Source organism: Sphingomonas sp. HMP9, assembly GCF_013374115.1.
GTDB lineage: Bacteria > Pseudomonadota > Alphaproteobacteria > Sphingomonadales > Sphingomonadaceae > Sphingomonas.
Genome location: NZ_AP022673.1, coordinates 2,277,515 through 2,295,752 on the forward strand (window position 1 = coordinate 2,277,515; position 18,238 = coordinate 2,295,752).

Here is an 18,238-nt window from a genome sequence, read left to right on the forward strand (position 1 = left end):
CCGGGACGCATCGCTTGATCGGCAGGATTACATCGGCGGGGTCAGGCTGTCCTTGCCGACCGCGACCGACTTGGCACCCGACGCGCCGGTCGAGGTGATCGCGAACAGCTTCTGGCCCTTGGCCAGGACCGAGCGCTCGGCCGGCTCGAACCGGACGATCGGCGTGCCGACAGGCACGACGACCTGCGCCTTGCCGCCCTTGTAAGAGATGCTCAGCTTCGTCTCGCCGGGCTTGCCTGCGCCACCGGTTACGGTGCCGTTGGTCATGCCGCTCTGCTGATCGACCGTGCCGTTGGTCATCGCGCTCTGCCCGTCGACGGTGCCGTTGGTCATCGCGCTCTGCCCGTCGACGGTGCCGTTGGTCATCGCGCTCGACCCGTTGGTGCCACCGCCTGCGGCCGCGACCGCACCGGGGACGTCCCAGGGATAATGCCCCTCGCCAGTGCCGCGCATCGCCTCGGGGAAGATGACGAGTTCGACCGCGCGCAACGCGTTATCCGGGCCGGTCGTCGCGGTGCCGATGAAATCACCGTCCTTCAACGTCGAAAGGTCCGACTTCACCACCCAGGCGAACTTGGTCGTCGCGTCGAGCGGCACGCTGACCGATTTGCCGTCATAGGTCTGGACGGTCAGCGCGTCGGTGCCGACCGCGGTGATCACACCGCGGACGCGAGTGACGTCGGACGCCGCACTCGCCGTCGCACTGGTATTGGCGGCGGCGCTGTTGGCGTCGGTCGACGTCTTGTCGCCACAGCCTGCAAGGACCGCGACCACGCCGCAGAGCAGCATCAGCTTTTTCGTCAACATCGGGTCGGATCCTTCGACTATCATAGCGCGCGGTGCCATGATGGCATCGGCGATCGGTTTGCGGGCGACCATGAAGACATGGTCGGTCCGGTTCAACGCCGGAAACGTGCAACCGGACGCATCACGTCGCCGCAACGCGTGGACGCGCGCGATATCGGCGCGGCTGCGGCTATCCTGCCGACAGCGCAGTGCGTAGACTGTGGCGATGCAGGATATACGGAACATCATCGTTCTGACGGGTGCGGGCATCTCCGCGGAGAGCGGCATCGCGACGTTCCGCGGGCCAGGTGGCTTGTGGGAAGGCCACCGGGTCGAGGATGTGTGCACGCCCGAGGCGCTCGCGGCGGATCCGGAACTGGTGCACCGCTTCTACGATCTGCGGCGCGCAGCGCTGGCGGCGGTCGAGCCGAACGCGGCGCATCGGGCGCTGGGGCGGCTGGATGCTGCGTGGGCGGGCGAATTGCTGATAGTCACGCAGAATGTCGATGACCTGCACGAGCGGGCGGGGGCGACGCGGATGCTGCATATGCATGGCGAGTTGCTGTCGGCGTTGTGCGCCGTGTGCAGCGCTCGCGAGCCTTGGGCGGACGCGCTGCCTGAGGGATCGGTGTGCGGCGCGTGCGGGTCGTCGGCGTTGCGGCCGGACATCGTGTTCTTCGGCGAGATGCCGTACCAGATGGAGCGGATCGAGGCGGCGCTGGCGCGGGCCGATCTGTTCGTATCGATCGGGACGTCGGGCGCGGTGTATCCGGCGGCAAGGTTCGTGCAGACCGCGGCGTATCATGGTGCTGCGACGCTGGAACTGAACCTCGATCCGTCGATGGGGAGCGTGTTCTTCGAGGAGACGCGGATCGGGGCTGCCGGGGTGCTGGTGCCGGATTGGGTGGATCAGGTCTTGGAGTAAAACTGTTCCTCCCCCGCCAGGGGGAGGATTGGCATCAGTCCACCCAGTCGAGGCCCATGTCGCGATAGATTTCGCGGTCTTCGTCCCAGCCGGGTTTGACCTTGACGTGCAGGTACAGGTGGACGGGCTTGCCGGTGATCGAGGCGAGTTCGATGCGTGAGCGCGCGCCAATTTCCTTGATCCGCACGCCGCCCTTGCCGAGCACGATCGCGCGCTGAGTCGGGCGTTCGACGAGGATTTGCTGGTGGATCTCCAACGACCCGTCCTGGCGCTCGATATACTGCTCGGTCTCGATCGTGCTCGCATAGGGGAGTTCGGCGTGGAGCTGAAGATAGAGCTGCTCGCGCGTGACCTCGGACGCGAGCGCGCGCTCGGTCGAGTCGGAGACTTGGTCTTCGGGGTAATGCCACGGGCCTTCGGGCATCGCCTTGGCGAGCCGCGTCTTGAAGTGCGCGAGGCCGTCGCCGGTGCCGGCGCTAATGAAGAACGTCTCGGCGAAGGGGAGCAGCGCGTTCAGCTTCTCCGCGTGGATCAGCAGCTTGGTCTTGTCGGCGAGATCGACCTTGTTGAGGATCAGCCAGATCGGTTCGGTGCGGCCGACCAGCGACTCGACGATTGTCGTGACCTTCCCGCCGATCCCGCCCTTGGCGTCGACCACCAGCGCGATGATGTCCGAGCCCTCCGCGCCGCCCCAGGCGGCGGCGACCATTGCGCGGTCGAAGCGGCGCTTGGGCTCGAAGATGCCGGGGGTGTCGACGAGCAGGATCTGCGTGTCGCCTTCGATCGCGACGCCCATCAGCTTGGCGCGCGTGGTCTGCGCCTTGGGGCTGACGATCGCGACCTTTTGGCCGACGAGCGCGTTGACAAGCGTCGACTTGCCTGCGTTCGGGGCACCGACGATGGCGACGAGGCCGCAATGCTTGGGGGTGGACGTCTCGGAAGTGGTTGGTTCGGTCACGCAGGTTCTTTTCGGCATCGGGATAGTCGGCGCCGGTCATACAGATAAAACGCGCGGCCGTCATTCCCGCACCCGTCGCATCCGTCATCCTGACGAAAGTCAGGATCCAGGGTCACGCAGGCTGTCGCTTTTGGCTCTGGATCCTGACTTTCGTCAGGATGACGGAGAAGGTCGGGTCAGCCGAGCTTTTCCAGGAGCGCCTTGGCGGCGGCGGTTTCGGCTTCCTGTTTGCTGGAGCCCATTGCGGTGGCTTCGGCCAGCTTGCCGACCGAGACGAGGATCGTGAATTTGGGCGCGTGGCCGGGGCCGGAGCGCTCGACGACGGTGTATTCGGGGGGCTTGCGGTTATGCGCGGCTGCCCATTCCTGGAGCGCGGACTTGGGGTGTTGCGGGGCCTTGGCGCCGGCTTGCACCCTGTCGCCCCAGGCGCCGCGGACGAACGCGCGGGCGGCGTCTAGGCCGGCTTCGCGGTACCAGGCGCCGATCAGCGCCTCCATCACGTCGCCGAGCACGTTGTCGCTGTCGCTGGCGCCGTCGTCGCGCGCCTGCTTGCCGAGTTTGAGGTGTGGGCGGACGCCCAGTTCGCGGGCTACGTCGGCGCAGACCAGACCCGTGACGAGCGCGTTGAGGCGCTTCGACAGCGAGCCTTCGGGGTCTGTGGCGAACAGTTCGTACAGCCACTCAGCGATGATCAGGCCGAGCACACGGTCGCCGAGGAATTCGAGACGCTCATAGTTGGCCGCGGCCTGGCTGCCGTGGGTCAGCGCGCGCTCATAGGGGGCGAGATCGGTGGGAACGCGGCCGAAGAGCGTCTTCAGCCAGCCGGATAGGTCGCTCACAAGCCTTCCCCGATGCGGCTCCACCGCGCGGCGCTGACCCAGGTCCAGGGTTTGAGCCATTCGGCGTCGCCGTCGGTCGAGAAGAAATTGACGACCGCCTTGCCCTCGACATTCTCAAGCGGGACGTAGCCCATGCCCTGCGGCGCGGGGAAGCGGCTGTCGCCGCTGTCGTCGCGGTTGTCGCCCATCACGAAGATGTGGCCCGCGGGGATGGTGTAGAGCCCGGTGTCGTCGCGGTCGGGGAGCTGGGCCTGGTCGAGGACTTCGTAGCTGCGGCCGCCGGGCAATGTCTCGCGGAAGCGGGGGTAGCGGCAGATCTGGACGTTCGCGACGACGTCGACGAACGGCGCGCCGCACTTCTCGGCGTCGAAATTGGCGGTGAGCGGGATCGTGAAGTCGGCGATGCGGAGTTTCGGGATCGCCTTGCCGTTGAGGTAGACGGTGCCCTGGCGCATCTGGACGGTCTCGCCGGGGAGGCCGATGACGCGCTTGATGACGTCGTGATCGAGCACTTCGGGCGCGCGGAAGACGACCACGTCGCCGCGGGTCGGCGTGCTGCCGAAGATGCGGCCGGGGATCAGCGGCACGCCACCGGGCAACGACCAGCGCGAATAGCCGTAGTTCCACTTCGAGACGAAGAGATAGTCGCCGATCAGCAGCCGGGGCAGCATCGATTCGGACGGGATGCTGAACGGCGCGAAGATGAAGCTGCGCAGGATCAGCACGACCAGCGCGAGCTTCAGCAGGAAGCGGAAGGTCTCGCCCATTTCAGAACGGGGTGTCTCGGAGCGCTGGGGTTTCGTCTTCGCGTCATTTGCCATGCGCGCGGGTTTGCGCACCGCGTGCGGGACGTCAAGCGTCGGCAGGACACGATTGGCCGAATGAGGCGTTGTCGCGGTCTCGCGCTTGCAGCATTACTCGCGCGCACGTCTATTCGGAGAAGTAGCATGACCGCCGACTGGTCCACGATCGAAGCCCTGCCCGCCGCCAAGCTGACCGACCTGTTCGCAGCAGATTCGGAGCGCCTGTCGAAGCTCAGCCTCGACGTCGCGGGCATCCATTTCGACTGGTCGAAGACGCATCTGACGACCGACATGATCACCGCGTTCGAGGCGATGGCCAAGGCGCAGGATCTGGCTGGCAAGCGCCAGGCGATGTTCTCGGGCGAGATCGTCAACGTCACCGAGGGCCGCGCGGTCGAGCACACCGCCGAGCGCGGCGAGGGCAAGCCCGAGAGCGTCGCGATCGCGCAGGCGAGCCATGCCCGGATGCGGACGCTGATCGACGCGATCGAGGCGGATGCGCTCGGGCCGGTGCGGCATATCCTGCACGTCGGGATCGGCGGGTCGGCGCTGGGGCCGCAATTGCTGGTCGATTCGCTCGGGCGCGACGACAAGCGCTACGACGTCGGGATCGTCGCCAATGTCGACGGGGTGGCGCTGGAGGATGTGTTCGCGAAGTTCGATCCGGCGGCGACGTTGCTGGTGGTCGCGTCGAAGACCTTCACAACGACCGAGACGCTGATGAACGCCGAGGCGGTGTTGCAGTGGATGACCGAGCATAATGTCGAGGACCCTTACGGCCGCGTGATCGCGCTGACCGCCGCGCCTGAAAAGGCGATGGAATGGGGTGTCGACGAGACTCGCATCCTGCCGTTTTCGGAGAGCGTCGGCGGGCGGTATTCGCTGTGGTCGACGATCGGGTTTCCCGCGGCGATCGCGCTCGGTTGGGACCGGTTCGAGGAACTGCTCGAAGGGGCCGCGGAGATGGATCGGCATTTCCGGCTTGCCGCGCTGCACGAGAATGCGCCGGCGCTCGCGGCGTTCGCCGACCTGTATTACACGCAGATCCGCCATGCCGAGACGCGCGCGACGTTCGCCTATGACGAGCGGTTGCGGTTGCTGCCGAGCTATCTCCAGCAGCTGGAGATGGAGTCGAACGGCAAGTCGGTGACCGCGGAGGGCGAACCGCTCGGGCGGCCGTCGGCGGCGATCACCTGGGGCGGGGTCGGGACCGAGGCGCAGCACGCGGTGTTCCAGTTGCTCCACCAGGGCACGCACCTCGTGCCGGTCGAGTTCGTCGCGTCGATCGAGCCGGGCGATACGCTGCCCGACGAGCATCATCGTGCGCTGTTGCTCAACGCGTTTGCACAGGGCGCGGCGTTGATGGCAGGCAAGCAGGTCGAGGATCCGGCGCGCAGCTATTCGGGTGATCGGCCGTCGTCGACGTTGCTGCTCGACGATCTCGATGCGCGCACGCTGGGGGCGCTGATCGCGTTTTACGAGCACCGCGTGTTCGTGAACGGCGTGCTGCTGGGGATCAACTCGTTCGACCAGTTCGGGGTGGAGCTGGGAAAGGAAATGGCGAAGGCGGCGGAGAAGGGCGGACAGACGTTCGACCCCTCGACGGACGATCTGATCACGCGGGCGTTTGGGTGATTTGGGGGAGGCTAGCCCTCCCCCTGATCCGCTCAAATCTTGTTCCCCCGCGGAGGCGGGGGCCCAGGATACCGCTCGCAGCGCTCGTGACCCTGGGCTCCCGCTTTCGCGGGAGAACAATAGCTCGCGGGAGAACAACTGACGGTTGCGCGTTCGTCCTATATGCCCTTTCTCCTCGCCGTAGCGCTCGCCGCCTCCCCTACCCTCGGGCAGATGAAGTGGGAGCGGCGCGTTTTGATCGTTGCAGCCCCTTCTGGGGAAGATGTTGCGCTCGCTGAGCAACGTCGCATCCTTGCGAGCTGGAAGGCGAAGAGCGACGACCGCGATCTTACTATCGTCGAGGTCATCGGCGGCCAAGTCCGCGGCGCGGGCGACCCCGCCGCATCTATCCGCCGCAAATACCGTCTTCCCACCACGTTCACCGCGATCCTGATCGGCAAGGACGGCGGCGAGAAACTGCGCAGCGCCAAGCCCTTCCCCACTGCCGTGCTGGAACAGACAATCGACGCGATGCCCATGCGGCGGGCGGGTCGGCGATAGAGCCGGCCGATCACCCTGATGGCTGCGCTGGCCTTGTCCGCGCATCCCCCCTGCCCCAGATGGCACCCAAAGCCGCAGCGCGGCGGCGCGACGTACAAGGATTGCCTGTGACCGATACCCAATTCGACTATGACCTCTTCGTCATCGGCGCAGGCTCGGGCGGTACGCGCGCATCGCGCGTCGCCGCCGCGCATGGCGCGCGTGTCGCGGTCGCGGAGGAATACCGGGTCGGAGGGACCTGCGTCATCCGCGGCTGCGTGCCGAAGAAGCTGCTGATCTATGGCGCGCATTTCGCCGAGGATCTGAAGGACGCCAAGCGTTTTGGCTGGCAGGTGCCCGACGATTGCGCGTTCAGCTGGCCGACGTTGCGCGACAACGTGATGGAAGAGGTCGACCGGATCAATGGCGCCTATACGACCACGCTCGAGAACAACCATGTCGAGATCATCCATCAGCGCGCGGTCGTCGCCGGCCCCAACGAGGTGACGCTTGCCGACGGCAGCAATAAGACCGCGGCGAAGATCCTGATTGCGGTCGGCGCGCATCCCCTCGTGCCCGACTTCCCCGGTTCGGAACACGGCATCACCTCGAACGAGGTGTTCCATCTCGACGAGGTGCCGAAGCGCGTGTTGATCGCAGGCGCGGGCTATATCGCCAACGAGTTCGCGGGGATCTTCCACCAGTTCGGATCGCACGTGACCTTGGTCAACAGGACCGACGTGATCCTGCGCGGCTATGACGAGTCGATTCGCGACCGCCTGCTCCAGATCTCGATGAGCAAGGGCATCGATTTTCGCTTCAACGCTGCGTTCGAGCGTATTGAGAAAGGCGAAAATGGCTGCCTGACGGTGCACACGCACGGGCACGAGCCGATCGTCGTCGACCTCGTGATGTTCGCGACCGGCCGCCTGCCTAATACCAAGGGCCTCGGGCTCGAAACCGCAGGCGTCGAGCTCGACGCGGCGGGCGCGGTGGTCGTCGATGACGACAACCGGTCGAGCTGCGACAGCATCTTCGCGGTAGGCGACGTCACCAACCGCATCCAGCTGACCCCGGTCGCGATCCGTGAGGGGCAGGCGTTCGCCGATACGTTCTTCGGCAACAAGCCGACCCGAGTCGATTACGCCAACGTCCCCGCTGCTGTGTTCAGCCACCCGCCGATGGCTGGCGTCGGCATGACCGAGTCGCAGGCCAAGCAGGCGCTGGGATCGGTGAAGGTGTACACGTCGGACTTCCGGCCAATGAAGAACGTGCTGGCGGGCCGGAACGAGCGATCGCTCTACAAGATGATCTGCGACGGCGAGACGGACCGCGTCGTCGGCATCCACATGATCGGGCCGGACTGCCCCGAGATTCTACAATCCGCCGCGGTCGCGGTGAAGGCGGGGCTGACCAAGGCCGATTTCGACGCGACGGTCGCGCTGCATCCGACGATGGCGGAAGAGCTCGTTCTGATGAAGTAAGGCGGCAGGGCTTTCCGCCATGCGCACAATTCGGTAGATCGGCCACATACCTGATCCTCGAAAGGTTCCAGCATGCGTGAAGCCGCCATCGTATCGACCGCCCGTACCGCTATCGGCAAAGCCTATCGCGGCGCGTTCAACGCGACCGAGGCGCCGGTGCTGGCGGGGCATGTGATGAATGCGGTCGTCGATCGCGCCGGGGTGGATCCAGCGCGGATCGACGAGGTGTTCTGGGGCATCGGCAACCAATGGGGCACGCAGGGCGGTAACGCAGGACGCATGGCGATCTTCGCCGGCGGACTGCCCGAGTCGGTGCCCGCGTTCACGCTCGACCGGAAATGCGGGTCCGGGCTGACCGCGGTTGCGGTCGCGGCCCGGACGATCATCTGCGACGAGGCCGATGTCGCGCTGGCCGGCGGGATGGAGTCGATCAGCTACACCGTCACAAAGGATGCGCCGCGCTACGTCAATGCAAGCGTGATCGCCAAGGAGCCCGCGGCTTATATCCCGATGATCGAGACCGCGGAGATCGTCGCCGAGCGCTATGGCATCAGCCGCGAGGCGCAGGATGCCTATGCGGCGATGAGCCAGCAGCGCGCGGCGGCGGGGCTCGCGAGTGGCGCGTTTGCGGAGGAGATCGTGCCGATCACCGTCGAGAAGGCGCTGTTCGACAAGCAGGGCAATCACGCCGGAATCGAGAGCGTCACGTTATCGCAGGACGAGGGCATCCGCGCGGGGACGACGCTGGAGGGCCTTCGCGGGCTGAAGACGGTGTGGGCGGGCGGCGAATTCACCGGCCCCGGCACGAGCGTGACCGCGGGCAATGCTAGCCAGCTGTCGGACGGCGCGTCCGCGCAGTTGCTGATGGATCGCAGGACCGCGGAGGCCGAAGGCAAGGAGATCCTCGGTATCTATCGCGGGTTCCAGGCGGCAGGGTGCAGCCCGGCGGAGATGGGCATCGGGCCGATCTTCGCGATCCCGAAGCTGCTCGAGCGCGCAGGGCTGTCGGTGGGCGATATCGGACTGTGGGAGCTGAACGAGGCGTTCGCGTCGCAGTGCCTGTATTGCCGCGACCATCTCGGCATCGATCCGGAGAAGTATAACGTCAATGGCGGCGCGATCGCGGTGGGGCACCCGTTCGGGATGACCGGATCGCGGCTGGTCGGGCATGCGCTGATCGAGGGGCGCAAGCGGGGCGTGCGCTATGTCGTGGTGTCGATGTGCACTGCGGGGGGCATGGGTGCTGCGGGGTTGTTCGAGATCGTTTGAGGTTGGACCGGCGCGGGCGTGCCCTCACCCTTCCCACGGCGAAGACGCCGCGGGCCCCTTCCCTCTCCCCGATGGGAGAGGGAGATGCGCGGCTGGGGCATTGCCAACGTCCTGAGCCGGGCGCAGGTTTGCGCATTCTCGATGGGGCGCGGGCTATGACGACGGCATTGATTACCGGCGCATCGGCGGGGCTGGGCGAAGGCTTTGCGCGTGCGCTTGCGGCCGAGGGGACCACGCTGATCCTCACCGCGCGGCGGGTCGTTCGGCTCGAGTCGCTGGCGACCGAACTGCGCGCGGCGCACGGCGTCACGGTGCATGTCTTTGCTGCCGATCTCGCGGATCCGGATGGCCCGTCTGCGTTGATCGCGGCGATTGCGGCGGCAGCGCTGCCGGTCGACGTGCTGATCAACAATGCCGGGTTCGGTGCGCGGGGGGACTTTGCGGACCTCGACCGTACGCTGCAACTGGGGATGATCGATCTCAATTGCCGCGCGCTGGTGGCGCTGACGCATGCGGTCCTGCCGCAGATGATCGCGCGCGGGTCCGGCGGGATCCTCAACCTCGCCTCGGTCGCCTCGTTCCAGCCGGGACCGTGGATGGCGGTCTATTATGCGAGCAAGGCGTTCGTGCTGAGCTTTTCCGAGGCGCTGCACGAGGAGGTGAAGGCCAAGGGCGTGCGGGTGGCCGCGTTGTGCCCCGGCCCCACGCGCACCGAGTTTGCCGATATCGCCGGGCTGGGTGACACCGCGCTGTTCGAACGGCTGGCGAGCGATCCGGGTGCGGTGGTGCGGGACGGGCTGGCGGCGCTGGCCGCGAACCGGGCGGTAAAGGTGTCCGGCCTGCTCAACGTCGCGATGACCGAGGGGATACGCTTTACGCCGAGAAGCCTCGCGCGGCGGATTGCCGGCGCGTTGCAGAAGGCACGCGACTGAGGCGGGTCAGCGGCCGACCATGCCCGTCACCGCAATCTGCCCGCCACGATCGACGATTTCGCCATGAACCATGCCGCTGACGAGAACGGTCGCCCCGCACTCGACGATCAGCGTGCCGTCGATCATGCCCGCGATCTCGGCGACGGCGTCGGCCGGTACGATCGCGGTGCCCTGAAGCATCCCGTCGAACCGGCCTTCGATCGTCAGATCACCGCGGTGCATGCTTTTCACGCGCGCCTCAGTCCGCGAACAGAAGGACGGGCGTTTCCAGGTACTTCTTCAGCCCTTGGACGAAGCTGGCCGCATCCCAGCCGTCGACGACGCGGTGGTCGCAGCTGATCGAGAGGTTCATCAGCTTGGCACGGACGATCTCGTCGCCCTTGAAGACGGGGCGCTCGACGATCTTGTTCGGGCCGATGATTGCGACTTCGGGGCGGTTGATGACCGGGGTGGTCGCGATGCCGCCGAGCGGGCCGAGCGAGGTGACGGTGATCGTGCCGCCGCCCATCTCGTTGGGGGCGAGCTTGCCGGCGCGCGCGGCTTCGGCGAGGCGGGTTATCTCGGTCGCGAGCTGCCAGACGTTGCGGTCCTGTGCGTCGCGGATCACGGGGACGGTGAGGCCTGCGTCGGTCTGCGCGGCCATGCCGAGGTGGATGGCGCCGTGCCGCGTGACCACGCCTGCTTCGTCGTCATAGCGCGCGTTCAGCATCGGGAAGTCGGGGATCGTCTTGCAGATCGCGACGATCATCAGCGGGAGCATCGTCAGCTTGGGGCGGCCGCCGCGGTTGGCGTTGAGGTCGGCGCGCATCGCTTCAAGCGCGGTGACGTCGATCTCGTCGACATAGGTGAAGTGCGGGATCGCGCGCTTCGACGCGGCCATGTTCTCGGCGATGCGGCGACGCATGCCGATGACCTTGATCGGCTGGTCTTCGCGGGCGCGTGACGCGTGGGGGGGGTGATAGCCCTCGCCGGAGCCGTAGCGGAGGTAGGCGTCGAGATCGGCGTGGCGGACTCGGTCGGCGTCGGTCTTTACCGAGGCGAGGTCGATGCCGAGATCGCGCGCGCGGGCGCGGACCGCGGGGGATGCGAGCGCGTGCGCCTTCTGCTCCCTCTCCCCTGCGGGGAGAGGGCTGGGGTGAGGGGTTGGGGCCGTTGCCGGCGTTTCCGCCTGGGGCTGCCCCTCTCCCCGGGGGGGAGAGGGAGTTTCGGTTGCCACCTCCTCGACGCCCGGGTTCTCGGCTTCGTATTGCTCAGCCGTCTCCGCCTGCGCCGCCGTCGGCGGTGCGGCCACCACCTCGTCTCCGCTCTCGACCGCATCCGTCTCGATCACCACCAGCGCAGCGCCGATCGACACCTGATCGCCGACCTCGCCCGCGAGCTCGACGACGACGCCGGTTACCGGCGACTCCATCTCGACGGTGGCCTTGTCGGTCATCATGTCGGCGATCGGCGAGTCTTCCTCGACACGGTCGCCGATGGCGACGTGCCAGGCGACGATCTCGGCCTCGGAGATGCCTTCGCCGATGTCCGGCAATTTGAAGGTGAAGCGGGCCATTATGCGTCCTTCATGATCTTCTTGAGGGCCTCGCCGATGCGAACCGGCCCCGGGAAATACGCCCATTCGAGGCTGTGCGGGTACGGCGTGTCGAACCCGGTCACGCGCTCGATCGGCGCCTCGAGATGGTAGAAACAGCGTTCCTGGACGATCGCCGACAGCTCAGCGCCGAACCCGCTGGTGCGAGTCGCCTCGTGGACGATCATGCAGCGCCCGGTCTTCTTCACCGACGCCTCGATCGTCTCGATGTCGAGCGGCACGAGCGTGCGCAGGTCGACAATCTCGGCATCGATTCCCGCCTCGGCGACCACCGCGGCGCAGACATGGACCATCGTGCCGTAAGCAAGGATCGTCAGCGCCTCGCCCGCACGGACAATCTTCGCCTTGCCGAGTTCGATCTTGTAATAGCCGGTCGGGACTTCGCCGGCCGGGTGCTTCGACCAGTTCTGCGACGGGCGATCCCAATAGCCGTCGAACGGGCCGTTGTAGATGCGCTTGGGTTCGAAGAAGAGCGTCGGGTCGTTGTCCTCGATCGCGGCGATCAGCAGGCCCTTGGCATCGTAGGGCGTCGACGGGATGACCGTCTTGATGCCCGACATGTGCGTGAACAGCCCCTCGGGCGACTGGCTATGCGTCTGCCCGCCGAAGATGCCGCCGCCGAACGGCGAGCGCACCGTGATCGGCGAGGTGAACTCGCCGGCGGAACGGTAGCGGAGACGCGCGGCTTCGGAAACGAGCTGGTCGAGCGCCGGGTAGATGTAATCGGCGAACTGAATCTCGGGGACCGGGCGCAGGCCGTACGCGCCCATCCCGACCGCGACGCCGATTATGCCGCATTCGGTGATCGGCGTGTCGAACACGCGCGTCTTGCCGTGCTTGGCCTGGAGCCCCGCGGTCGCGCGGAACACGCCGCCGAAATAGCCGACATCCTCGCCCATCACGATCACGTCGGGATCGCGCGTCATTATGATGTCCATGGCGGAGTTGATCGCCTGGATCATGTTCATGCGGGTGGTTTCGCCGCCGTCCACTGCTTCGGCGTCGGGTGCCTCGATCATGTCGGTCATGCCTTGCGATCCCATGGACGGCCGCTTGCCGCCTCTTCATCGAGCATCTGCTGACGCTGCTCCTTCAAATGCCACGGCAGTTCCTCGAACACGCCGTCGAACAGCGATTCGAGCGGCTGGTGCAGGCCGTGGCCGAGAATGCCGTTCTTCTCGGCTTCCTTCTGCGCGGCCTTGACCTGCTCGGCGAGTTCCTTGTCCTGCGCGGCGTGCCGCTCATCGTCCCATTCGCCGATCACGATCAGGTGATCCTTCAAGCGCTTGATCGGGTCGCCGAGCGGCCACGCATTGGGTTCGCCTTCGCTGCGATACTGGCCGGGATCGTCCGAGGTCGAATGGCCCTCCGCGCGGTAGGTGAAGTGCTCGATCAGCGTCGGGCCCTGATTGGTCCGCGCGCGCTCGGCGGCCCATTGCGTCGCGGCGTACACCGCCAGCGCATCGTTACCGTCGACGCGAAGCCCGGCAATGCCGTAGCCGACAGCGCGCGCCGCGAACGTCGTCGCCTCGGCGCCGGCGAACCCGGAGAAGCTCGAGATCGCCCACTGGTTGTTGACGACGTTGAAGATCACCGGCGCGCGGTAGACCGCGGCGAAGGTGCAGGCGGAGTGGAAGTCGCCCTCGGCGGTCGAGCCCTCGCCGCACCACGTCGCCGCGATCCGCGTGTCGCCCTTGGCGGCGGACGCCATCGCCCAGCCCACGGCCTGCGGATATTGCGTCGTGAGGTTGCCCGAGATCGAGAAGAAGCCGGCTTCCTTGACCGAATACATGATCGGCAGCTGCTTGCCGCCGAGCCTGTCCGCGGTGTTCGAATAAATCTGGTTCATCATGTCGACGAGGCTCCAGCCCCGCGCGATCAGCAGGCCCTGCTGGCGATAGGACGGGAAGCACATGTCCTCGTAATCGAGCGCATAGGCCGCAGCGACCGCGACCGCCTCCTCGCCCAGCGCCTTCATGTAGAAGCTGGTCTTGCCCTGCCGCTGCGCTCGGAACATGCGCTCGTCAAACGCGCGGAGCAGCGCCATGCTGCGCAGCATGCGGCGCAACACGTCAGGCGAAAGCTTGGGATCCCAGGGGCCGACCGCGTTGCCGTCGTCGTCGAGCACGCGGACCAGCGTGTAGGCGAGATCGGTGAAGTCCGACGCCTTGTCCGCGGTGTCGGGGCGCCGTGCCTCGCCGGCGGGCGGCACGTCGACGTCGGCGAAGTCCACCGCATCGCCGGGGCGGAACTTGGGTTCGGGGATATGCAGCGTAAGCGGCTGCAAATTGGCGCGCGGATGCTCGCTTGCCATCGTCATTCCATCTCCATGAGGCCGCTGTGACCGCGGAACACTCTTACCGAGGCTTGTTATTAAATTTCAACGCAGATTGCGAGGGGGAGTTGCGCATTCACGATATGCCGCGCGGATTTTTTCTCCCCCTCCGCTGGAATCAGCCGCCGACGATCTGTTCGATCACGCCGAAGATCGGGTGATGCTTGTCGTCTTCGGCCCAGATACGCACCGTGTCGCCCTTCTTAAGGAACGGCGTGACGGGCTTGCCGCCCTGGATGGTCTCGATAGTCCGGACTTCGGCGAGGCAGGAATAGCCGACGCCTCCCTCCGCGATCGGCTTGCCGGGGCCACCGTCGGGTCCACGGTTCGAGACGGTGCCCGATCCGACGATCGCCCCCGCCCCCAGCTTCCGCGTCTTGGCGGCGTGTGCGACCAGCGTACCGAAATCGAACGTCATGTCTTCGCCGGCCTCGGCGCGGCCGAGCGGCTGGCCGTTGAGATCGACCATCAGCTTGCGGTGCAGCTTGCCGTCCTTCCACCAGTCGCCGAGCGAGTCGGGCGTGACGAATACGGGCGAGAACGCGCTCGCCGGCTTCGACTGGAAGAAGCCGAAGCCCTTGCCCAGTTCGCCCGGAATCAAATTGCGCAGCGACACGTCGTTGGTCAGCCCGACCAGCAGGATCGCCGCCAGCGCAACATCGCGGGTCGCGCCCATCGGCACGTCGCCGGTGACGACGACCACCTCCGCCTCCATGTCACAGCCCCATGCTTCGTCGCCGAGCGGAATCGGATCGCGCGGCCCCAGGAACCCGTCCGATCCCCCCTGGTACATCAGCGGATCGTGCCAGAAGCTGTCTGGCATCTCCGCCGCGCGCGCTTGCCGCACCAGTGCAACGTGGTTCACATAGGCCGAGCCGTCCGCCCATTGATACGCACGCGGCAGCGGCGACTCGGCGTCGTGCTCGTGGAAGCGCCGCATCGGGATCATCTCGTGTTCGAGATCGGTTGCCAGATTCGCAAGGTCGAGCGAGAGCCGATCCCAATCGTCGAGTGCGGCCTGCAGCGTCGGAGCGATATGACTCGCATCGGCATACCAGGCGAGATCGTTCGAGACGACGACAAGCTTGCCGTCCCGTCCCTGCTTGGCGTTGGCACGGGTGGCACCGAGATGCTTCAGGCTGGCCAGTTTCATGCGGCGTATCCTCTAGTGTTTGCACGCATCCTACGCCCGCGACGCAGTTCAAGTCGAGCATGCAGCGCGCAGAGAAACTGATTTTGGTAAGAGCCGAGCGGTTTGCAGGCTGCTAGGATCGGGGTCGCGTAACAGTTGAGGAAGTCGAGCATGCCCAGATACTTCTTCGACATCGACAACCATAAACACGTCAATGACGATGACGGCACCGACCTGCCCGACGACGAGGAAGCACGCGTCCAGGCGATCATATTCGCAGGCGATTACCTGAGCGACCACCCGGGTATCGCACGACACGGCGCGCAGTTCCGCGTCGCGGTGCGAAACGACCAGGGACGCATGCTGCTGAGCGTCGTCGTGATGGTCGACGAAGCGGGGCAGGATCCGGGTCCGCCTCACACCTAAGTCGGCTTTGGCGATCGCACTGACGAGCGGAAACGCCCGACTTTGCTCGGCAACATTATAACATGGGTTTTGTCGGCCCGCTCAATCCTGGGATAAGGTACGTGTCGCGAGGACACGCTATCCAAGAGAGGGTGACAGCGAGAGACGAGTGCTCCTGCCCTGGATGCGGAGAGTGCCCGTGGATATGTCCACCGTGACTGAACAGGTCATACGGAAGTTCGAATCGCGGGCGTCTCTGCATGCGGACGACCGCGCGAAAATCGCGACCTTGCCATTCAAGGTACGGACGATCGACGCGTCGACCTACATGCTGCGCGAGGGCCAGCGCCCCACGCGATGCGCATTCATCCTCGACGGCATCGCCTATCGGCAGAAACTGACGACGAATGGCGAGCGCGAGATCGTGTCGATCCTGATGCCCGGCGAGTTCGTCGACCTGCAGAACCTGTTCCTCGATGAATCCGATCACGACATCCAGGCGCTGACCCGGCTGACATTGGCCGAGGTGCCGATCGTGGCGCTGCGCCAGTTCGTCGAATCCTGTCCGGCGGCAGGTCAGACGATGTGGATTGATGCGCTGGTCGAGGCATCGATCCACCGTGAATGGCTGCTCAACATCGGACGGCGCAACGCGCGCAGCCGGTTGGCGCATCTGCTCTGCGAATTCTCCGTTCGGTTCAAGACATCGACGCTCGGGGATGCGATGGCCTATGAGTTGCCGATGACGCAGGAGCAGCTTGGCGACGCGCTCGGGCTGACGCCGGTGCACGTCAACCGCGTGCTAAAATCGCTCGAAACGGACGGGCTGATCGCGCGCAAGAAGCGGCAGGTGAGCGTGATCGACTGGCCCCGTCTTCGCGATACGGCCGAGTTCAACGAGCGGTATCTGCATCTCGGCCAGGTTCGGCGCTGAGCCCCGTCCGTGGTGCTGAAGCGCCCCAGGTTGACTTTTTGGCGTCGATGCACGACATAGCCGCCATCGAGGTGTCATGCAGCGTGATCGGACCTGAATAAGGTCCAAGCTCCGCCTCGGTCGTTTCCAACGGGCTTCCCTTTTCACGCGGGGTGTCAAACACCACCGCCCCTCGTGCGTCCGCTTCGTGGATTCGCGAGCCCGGCATCTATTGAGAGACCATTCATGTCATTTGCAAACCTCGGCCTTGCCGAGCCGCTCGTCCGTGCGCTCGAAGCCAAGGGCTATACCGAGCCGACGCCGATCCAGGCGCAGTCGATCCCGATCCTGCTCGAGGGTGGCGATCTGCTCGGCATCGCGCAGACCGGCACCGGCAAGACCGCGGCGTTCGTGCTCCCCTCGATCCAGCGGCTGACTGAAAATCAGAAGCGCGTCCTGCCCACGCATTGCCGCATGCTGGTGCTCGCACCGACGCGCGAACTCGCCAGCCAGATCGCCGACAGCGCGCGCGCTTACGGCCAGTTCAGCAAGATGTCGGTGACGACCGTGTTCGGCGGCACCAGCATCAACAAGAACCGCCAGGACCTGAGCCGCGGCGTCGACATCCTCGTCGCTACGCCGGGCCGTCTGATCGACCTGATCGAGCAGGGCTTCTGCAACCTGTCGATGATCGAGATCCTCGTGCTCGACGAGGCCGACCAGATGATGGATCTCGGCTTCATCCACGCGCTGAAGAAGATCGTCCGCATGCTGCCGAAGAAGCGCCAGACGCTGTTCTTCTCGGCGACGATGCCGGTCGCCATCCGCGAGCTGGCCAGCCAGTTCCTGCTCGACCCGAAGACCGTGTCGGTGAAGCCGGCCGCGACGACCGCCGAGCGCGTCGACCAGTATGTCACCTTCTGCAACCAATCGGAGAAGCAGGCGCTGCTGACGATCACGCTGGCCGATCCGGCGATCGACCGCGCGCTCGTGTTCACGCGGACCAAGCATGGCGCCGACCGCGTCGTGAAGCTGCTGGCCGGCAACGGCATCGCCAGCAACGCGATCCACGGCAACAAGAGCCAGGGCCAGCGCGAGCGGGCGCTCGGCGAATTCAAGCAGGGCAAGGTCAAGGTCTTGATCGCGACCGACATCGCCGCACGCGGCATCGACGTCTCGGGCGTCAGCCACGTCATCAACTTCGAACTGCCCAACGTCGCCGAGCAGTATGTCCACCGCATCGGCCGGACCGCACGTGCGGGCGCCAGCGGCATCGCCGTCGCGTTCTGCGCGGATGACGAGAAAGCCTATCTGCGCGACATCGAGCGGATCACACGCCAGAAGGTGACGGTCCGCGCGCTGCCCGACGATTTCGTCAACCTGTCGAACCAGATCAAGCAGACGCGCGTCAAGACGATGGGGGCGGACCCCGAAGTCCGGATCGACCGTCCGCGCGATCCGGCGCGTCCGCGCGCCACGCATGCGCCGCGCGCAACCGGCGGCAGCACCGGCCGCAACTATGCGGGTGCCAGCCGTGGCGGTCAGGGCGGTGGCCAGGGTGGCGGCGGCGGTCGTCCGCAGGGCGGTGGTCGTCCCGGGGGGCAGGGCGGCGGTGGTCGTCCGGCCGGTGGCGGCGGCGGTGGCCGTGGTCCGGGTCGCGGCGCGGGTCCGAGCTCGGCACGCTAAGCATTCGATCACCTCGCGGATTT

At 66.1% G+C, this 18,238-nt stretch carries 18 protein-coding genes; 9 read left to right on the top strand and 9 right to left on the bottom strand.

Annotation, left to right across the window (positions count from 1 at the left end; translation table 11 throughout):
- Positions 1-27 precede the first annotated feature (27 nt).
- On the bottom strand, positions 28-807 hold the full coding sequence (locus tag HMP09_RS10085; RefSeq protein ID WP_176500260.1) for a hypothetical protein: 780 nt from the start codon (positions 805-807) through the stop codon (positions 28-30).
- A 205-nt stretch (positions 808-1,012) separates the two neighbouring features.
- Here HMP09_RS10085 and HMP09_RS10090 point away from each other — a divergent pair, with 205 nt between their 5' ends.
- Positions 1,013-1,711: an NAD-dependent deacylase gene (locus HMP09_RS10090; RefSeq protein ID WP_176500261.1), complete on the top strand. Its 699-nt coding sequence runs from the start codon at positions 1,013-1,015 to the stop codon at positions 1,709-1,711.
- Positions 1,712-1,745: 34 nt separating this feature from the next.
- Here the strand turns inward: HMP09_RS10090 and era are convergent, their stop codons facing one another.
- The 3 genes from era to lepB form a co-directional block, all read right to left on the bottom strand.
- On the bottom strand, positions 1,746-2,669 hold the full coding sequence (gene era, locus HMP09_RS10095; protein WP_232090171.1) for a GTPase Era: 924 nt from the start codon (positions 2,667-2,669) through the stop codon (positions 1,746-1,748).
- A 176-nt stretch (positions 2,670-2,845) separates the two neighbouring features.
- Positions 2,846-3,508, bottom strand: a complete 663-nt coding sequence (rnc, locus tag HMP09_RS10100; RefSeq protein WP_232090172.1) for a ribonuclease III — start codon at positions 3,506-3,508, stop codon at positions 2,846-2,848.
- The gene (gene lepB, locus HMP09_RS10105) at positions 3,505-4,329 is read right to left on the bottom strand and encodes a signal peptidase I (protein WP_176500264.1); all 825 of its coding nucleotides are present in this window, start codon (positions 4,327-4,329) and stop codon (positions 3,505-3,507) included. The genes rnc and lepB overlap by 4 nt, the downstream gene beginning before the upstream one ends.
- Positions 4,330-4,455: 126 nt before the next feature.
- On the opposite strand from lepB, the gene pgi reads away from it, so the two are divergent.
- The 5 genes from pgi to HMP09_RS10130 all read left to right on the top strand — a co-directional run bounded on the left by pgi (position 4,456) and on the right by HMP09_RS10130 (position 10,150).
- The gene (pgi, locus tag HMP09_RS10110) at positions 4,456-5,946 is read left to right on the top strand and encodes a glucose-6-phosphate isomerase (RefSeq protein WP_176500265.1); all 1,491 of its coding nucleotides are present in this window, start codon (positions 4,456-4,458) and stop codon (positions 5,944-5,946) included.
- Positions 5,947-6,108: 162 nt separating this feature from the next.
- On the top strand, positions 6,109-6,486 hold the full coding sequence (locus tag HMP09_RS10115) for a DUF4174 domain-containing protein (RefSeq protein ID WP_176500266.1): 378 nt from the start codon (positions 6,109-6,111) through the stop codon (positions 6,484-6,486).
- A 107-nt stretch (positions 6,487-6,593) separates the two neighbouring features.
- Positions 6,594-7,949, top strand: coding sequence for a glutathione-disulfide reductase (gorA, locus tag HMP09_RS10120; RefSeq protein WP_443026412.1), 1,356 nt, complete (start codon positions 6,594-6,596; stop codon positions 7,947-7,949).
- Positions 7,950-8,021: 72 nt separating this feature from the next.
- Complete coding sequence (locus HMP09_RS10125) at positions 8,022-9,218, top strand: thiolase family protein (RefSeq protein WP_176500268.1); 1,197 nt, start codon at positions 8,022-8,024, stop codon at positions 9,216-9,218.
- Between the two features lie 155 nt (positions 9,219-9,373).
- Entirely contained in the window at positions 9,374-10,150 is a 777-nt protein-coding gene (locus HMP09_RS10130) for an SDR family NAD(P)-dependent oxidoreductase (RefSeq protein ID WP_176500269.1), read from the top strand.
- A 6-nt stretch (positions 10,151-10,156) separates the two neighbouring features.
- Here HMP09_RS10130 and HMP09_RS10135 read toward each other — a convergent pair whose 3' ends face one another.
- The 5 genes from HMP09_RS10135 to HMP09_RS10155 all read right to left on the bottom strand — a co-directional run bounded on the left by HMP09_RS10135 (position 10,157) and on the right by HMP09_RS10155 (position 15,232).
- Entirely contained in the window at positions 10,157-10,381 is a 225-nt protein-coding gene (locus tag HMP09_RS10135; RefSeq protein WP_176500270.1) for a hypothetical protein, read from the bottom strand.
- Positions 10,382-10,388: 7 nt separating this feature from the next.
- Positions 10,389-11,705: a dihydrolipoamide acetyltransferase family protein gene (locus tag HMP09_RS10140; RefSeq protein WP_176500271.1), complete on the bottom strand. Its 1,317-nt coding sequence runs from the start codon at positions 11,703-11,705 to the stop codon at positions 10,389-10,391.
- The gene (locus HMP09_RS10145; protein ID WP_176501702.1) at positions 11,705-12,712 is read right to left on the bottom strand and encodes an alpha-ketoacid dehydrogenase subunit beta; all 1,008 of its coding nucleotides are present in this window, start codon (positions 12,710-12,712) and stop codon (positions 11,705-11,707) included. Before HMP09_RS10145 ends, HMP09_RS10140 begins: the two co-directional genes overlap by 1 nt.
- A gap of 56 nt (positions 12,713-12,768) precedes the next feature.
- Positions 12,769-14,058: a 3-methyl-2-oxobutanoate dehydrogenase (2-methylpropanoyl-transferring) subunit alpha gene (locus tag HMP09_RS10150; RefSeq protein ID WP_176501703.1), complete on the bottom strand. Its 1,290-nt coding sequence runs from the start codon at positions 14,056-14,058 to the stop codon at positions 12,769-12,771.
- Between the two features lie 139 nt (positions 14,059-14,197).
- On the bottom strand, positions 14,198-15,232 hold the full coding sequence (locus HMP09_RS10155) for a fumarylacetoacetate hydrolase family protein (RefSeq protein ID WP_176500272.1): 1,035 nt from the start codon (positions 15,230-15,232) through the stop codon (positions 14,198-14,200).
- A 150-nt stretch (positions 15,233-15,382) separates the two neighbouring features.
- Between HMP09_RS10155 and HMP09_RS10160 the strand changes: the two genes are divergently transcribed.
- The 3 genes from HMP09_RS10160 (at position 15,383) to HMP09_RS10170 (ending at position 18,215) form a co-directional block, all read left to right on the top strand.
- Positions 15,383-15,637, top strand: coding sequence for a DUF6894 family protein (locus HMP09_RS10160; protein WP_176500273.1), 255 nt, complete (start codon positions 15,383-15,385; stop codon positions 15,635-15,637).
- 184 nt (positions 15,638-15,821) lie between these two features.
- Entirely contained in the window at positions 15,822-16,550 is a 729-nt protein-coding gene (locus tag HMP09_RS10165; protein WP_176501704.1) for a Crp/Fnr family transcriptional regulator, read from the top strand.
- Between the two features lie 225 nt (positions 16,551-16,775).
- Complete coding sequence (locus HMP09_RS10170) at positions 16,776-18,215, top strand: DEAD/DEAH box helicase (RefSeq protein ID WP_176500274.1); 1,440 nt, start codon at positions 16,776-16,778, stop codon at positions 18,213-18,215.
- The last annotated feature ends 23 nt before the right edge of the window (positions 18,216-18,238 follow it).

What these genes read in the sequence shown, in the direction of transcription:
- HMP09_RS10125 (WP_176500268.1), top strand. Translation starts at nt 8,022, where the DNA reads ATGCGTGAAGCCGCCATCGTATCGACCGCCCGTACCGCTATCGGCAAA.
- HMP09_RS10130 (WP_176500269.1), top strand. Translation starts at nt 9,374, where the DNA reads ATGACGACGGCATTGATTACCGGCGCATCGGCGGGGCTGGGCGAAGGC.
- HMP09_RS10140 (WP_176500271.1), bottom strand. Translation starts at nt 11,705, where the DNA reads ATGGCCCGCTTCACCTTCAAATTGCCGGACATCGGCGAAGGCATCTCC.
- HMP09_RS10165 (WP_176501704.1), top strand. Translation starts at nt 15,822, where the DNA reads ATGTCCACCGTGACTGAACAGGTCATACGGAAGTTCGAATCGCGGGCG.
- HMP09_RS10160 (WP_176500273.1), top strand. Translation starts at nt 15,383, where the DNA reads ATGCCCAGATACTTCTTCGACATCGACAACCATAAACACGTCAATGAC.
- pgi (WP_176500265.1), top strand. Translation starts at nt 4,456, where the DNA reads ATGACCGCCGACTGGTCCACGATCGAAGCCCTGCCCGCCGCCAAGCTG.
- HMP09_RS10085 (WP_176500260.1), bottom strand. Translation starts at nt 807, where the DNA reads ATGTTGACGAAAAAGCTGATGCTGCTCTGCGGCGTGGTCGCGGTCCTT.
- lepB (WP_176500264.1), bottom strand. Translation starts at nt 4,329, where the DNA reads ATGGCAAATGACGCGAAGACGAAACCCCAGCGCTCCGAGACACCCCGT.
- HMP09_RS10090 (WP_176500261.1), top strand. Translation starts at nt 1,013, where the DNA reads ATGCAGGATATACGGAACATCATCGTTCTGACGGGTGCGGGCATCTCC.
- HMP09_RS10150 (WP_176501703.1), bottom strand. Translation starts at nt 14,058, where the DNA reads ATGGCAAGCGAGCATCCGCGCGCCAATTTGCAGCCGCTTACGCTGCAT.
- HMP09_RS10155 (WP_176500272.1), bottom strand. Translation starts at nt 15,232, where the DNA reads ATGAAACTGGCCAGCCTGAAGCATCTCGGTGCCACCCGTGCCAACGCC.
- HMP09_RS10170 (WP_176500274.1), top strand. Translation starts at nt 16,776, where the DNA reads ATGTCATTTGCAAACCTCGGCCTTGCCGAGCCGCTCGTCCGTGCGCTC.
- HMP09_RS10115 (WP_176500266.1), top strand. Translation starts at nt 6,109, where the DNA reads ATGCCCTTTCTCCTCGCCGTAGCGCTCGCCGCCTCCCCTACCCTCGGG.
- HMP09_RS10145 (WP_176501702.1), bottom strand. Translation starts at nt 12,712, where the DNA reads ATGAACATGATCCAGGCGATCAACTCCGCCATGGACATCATAATGACG.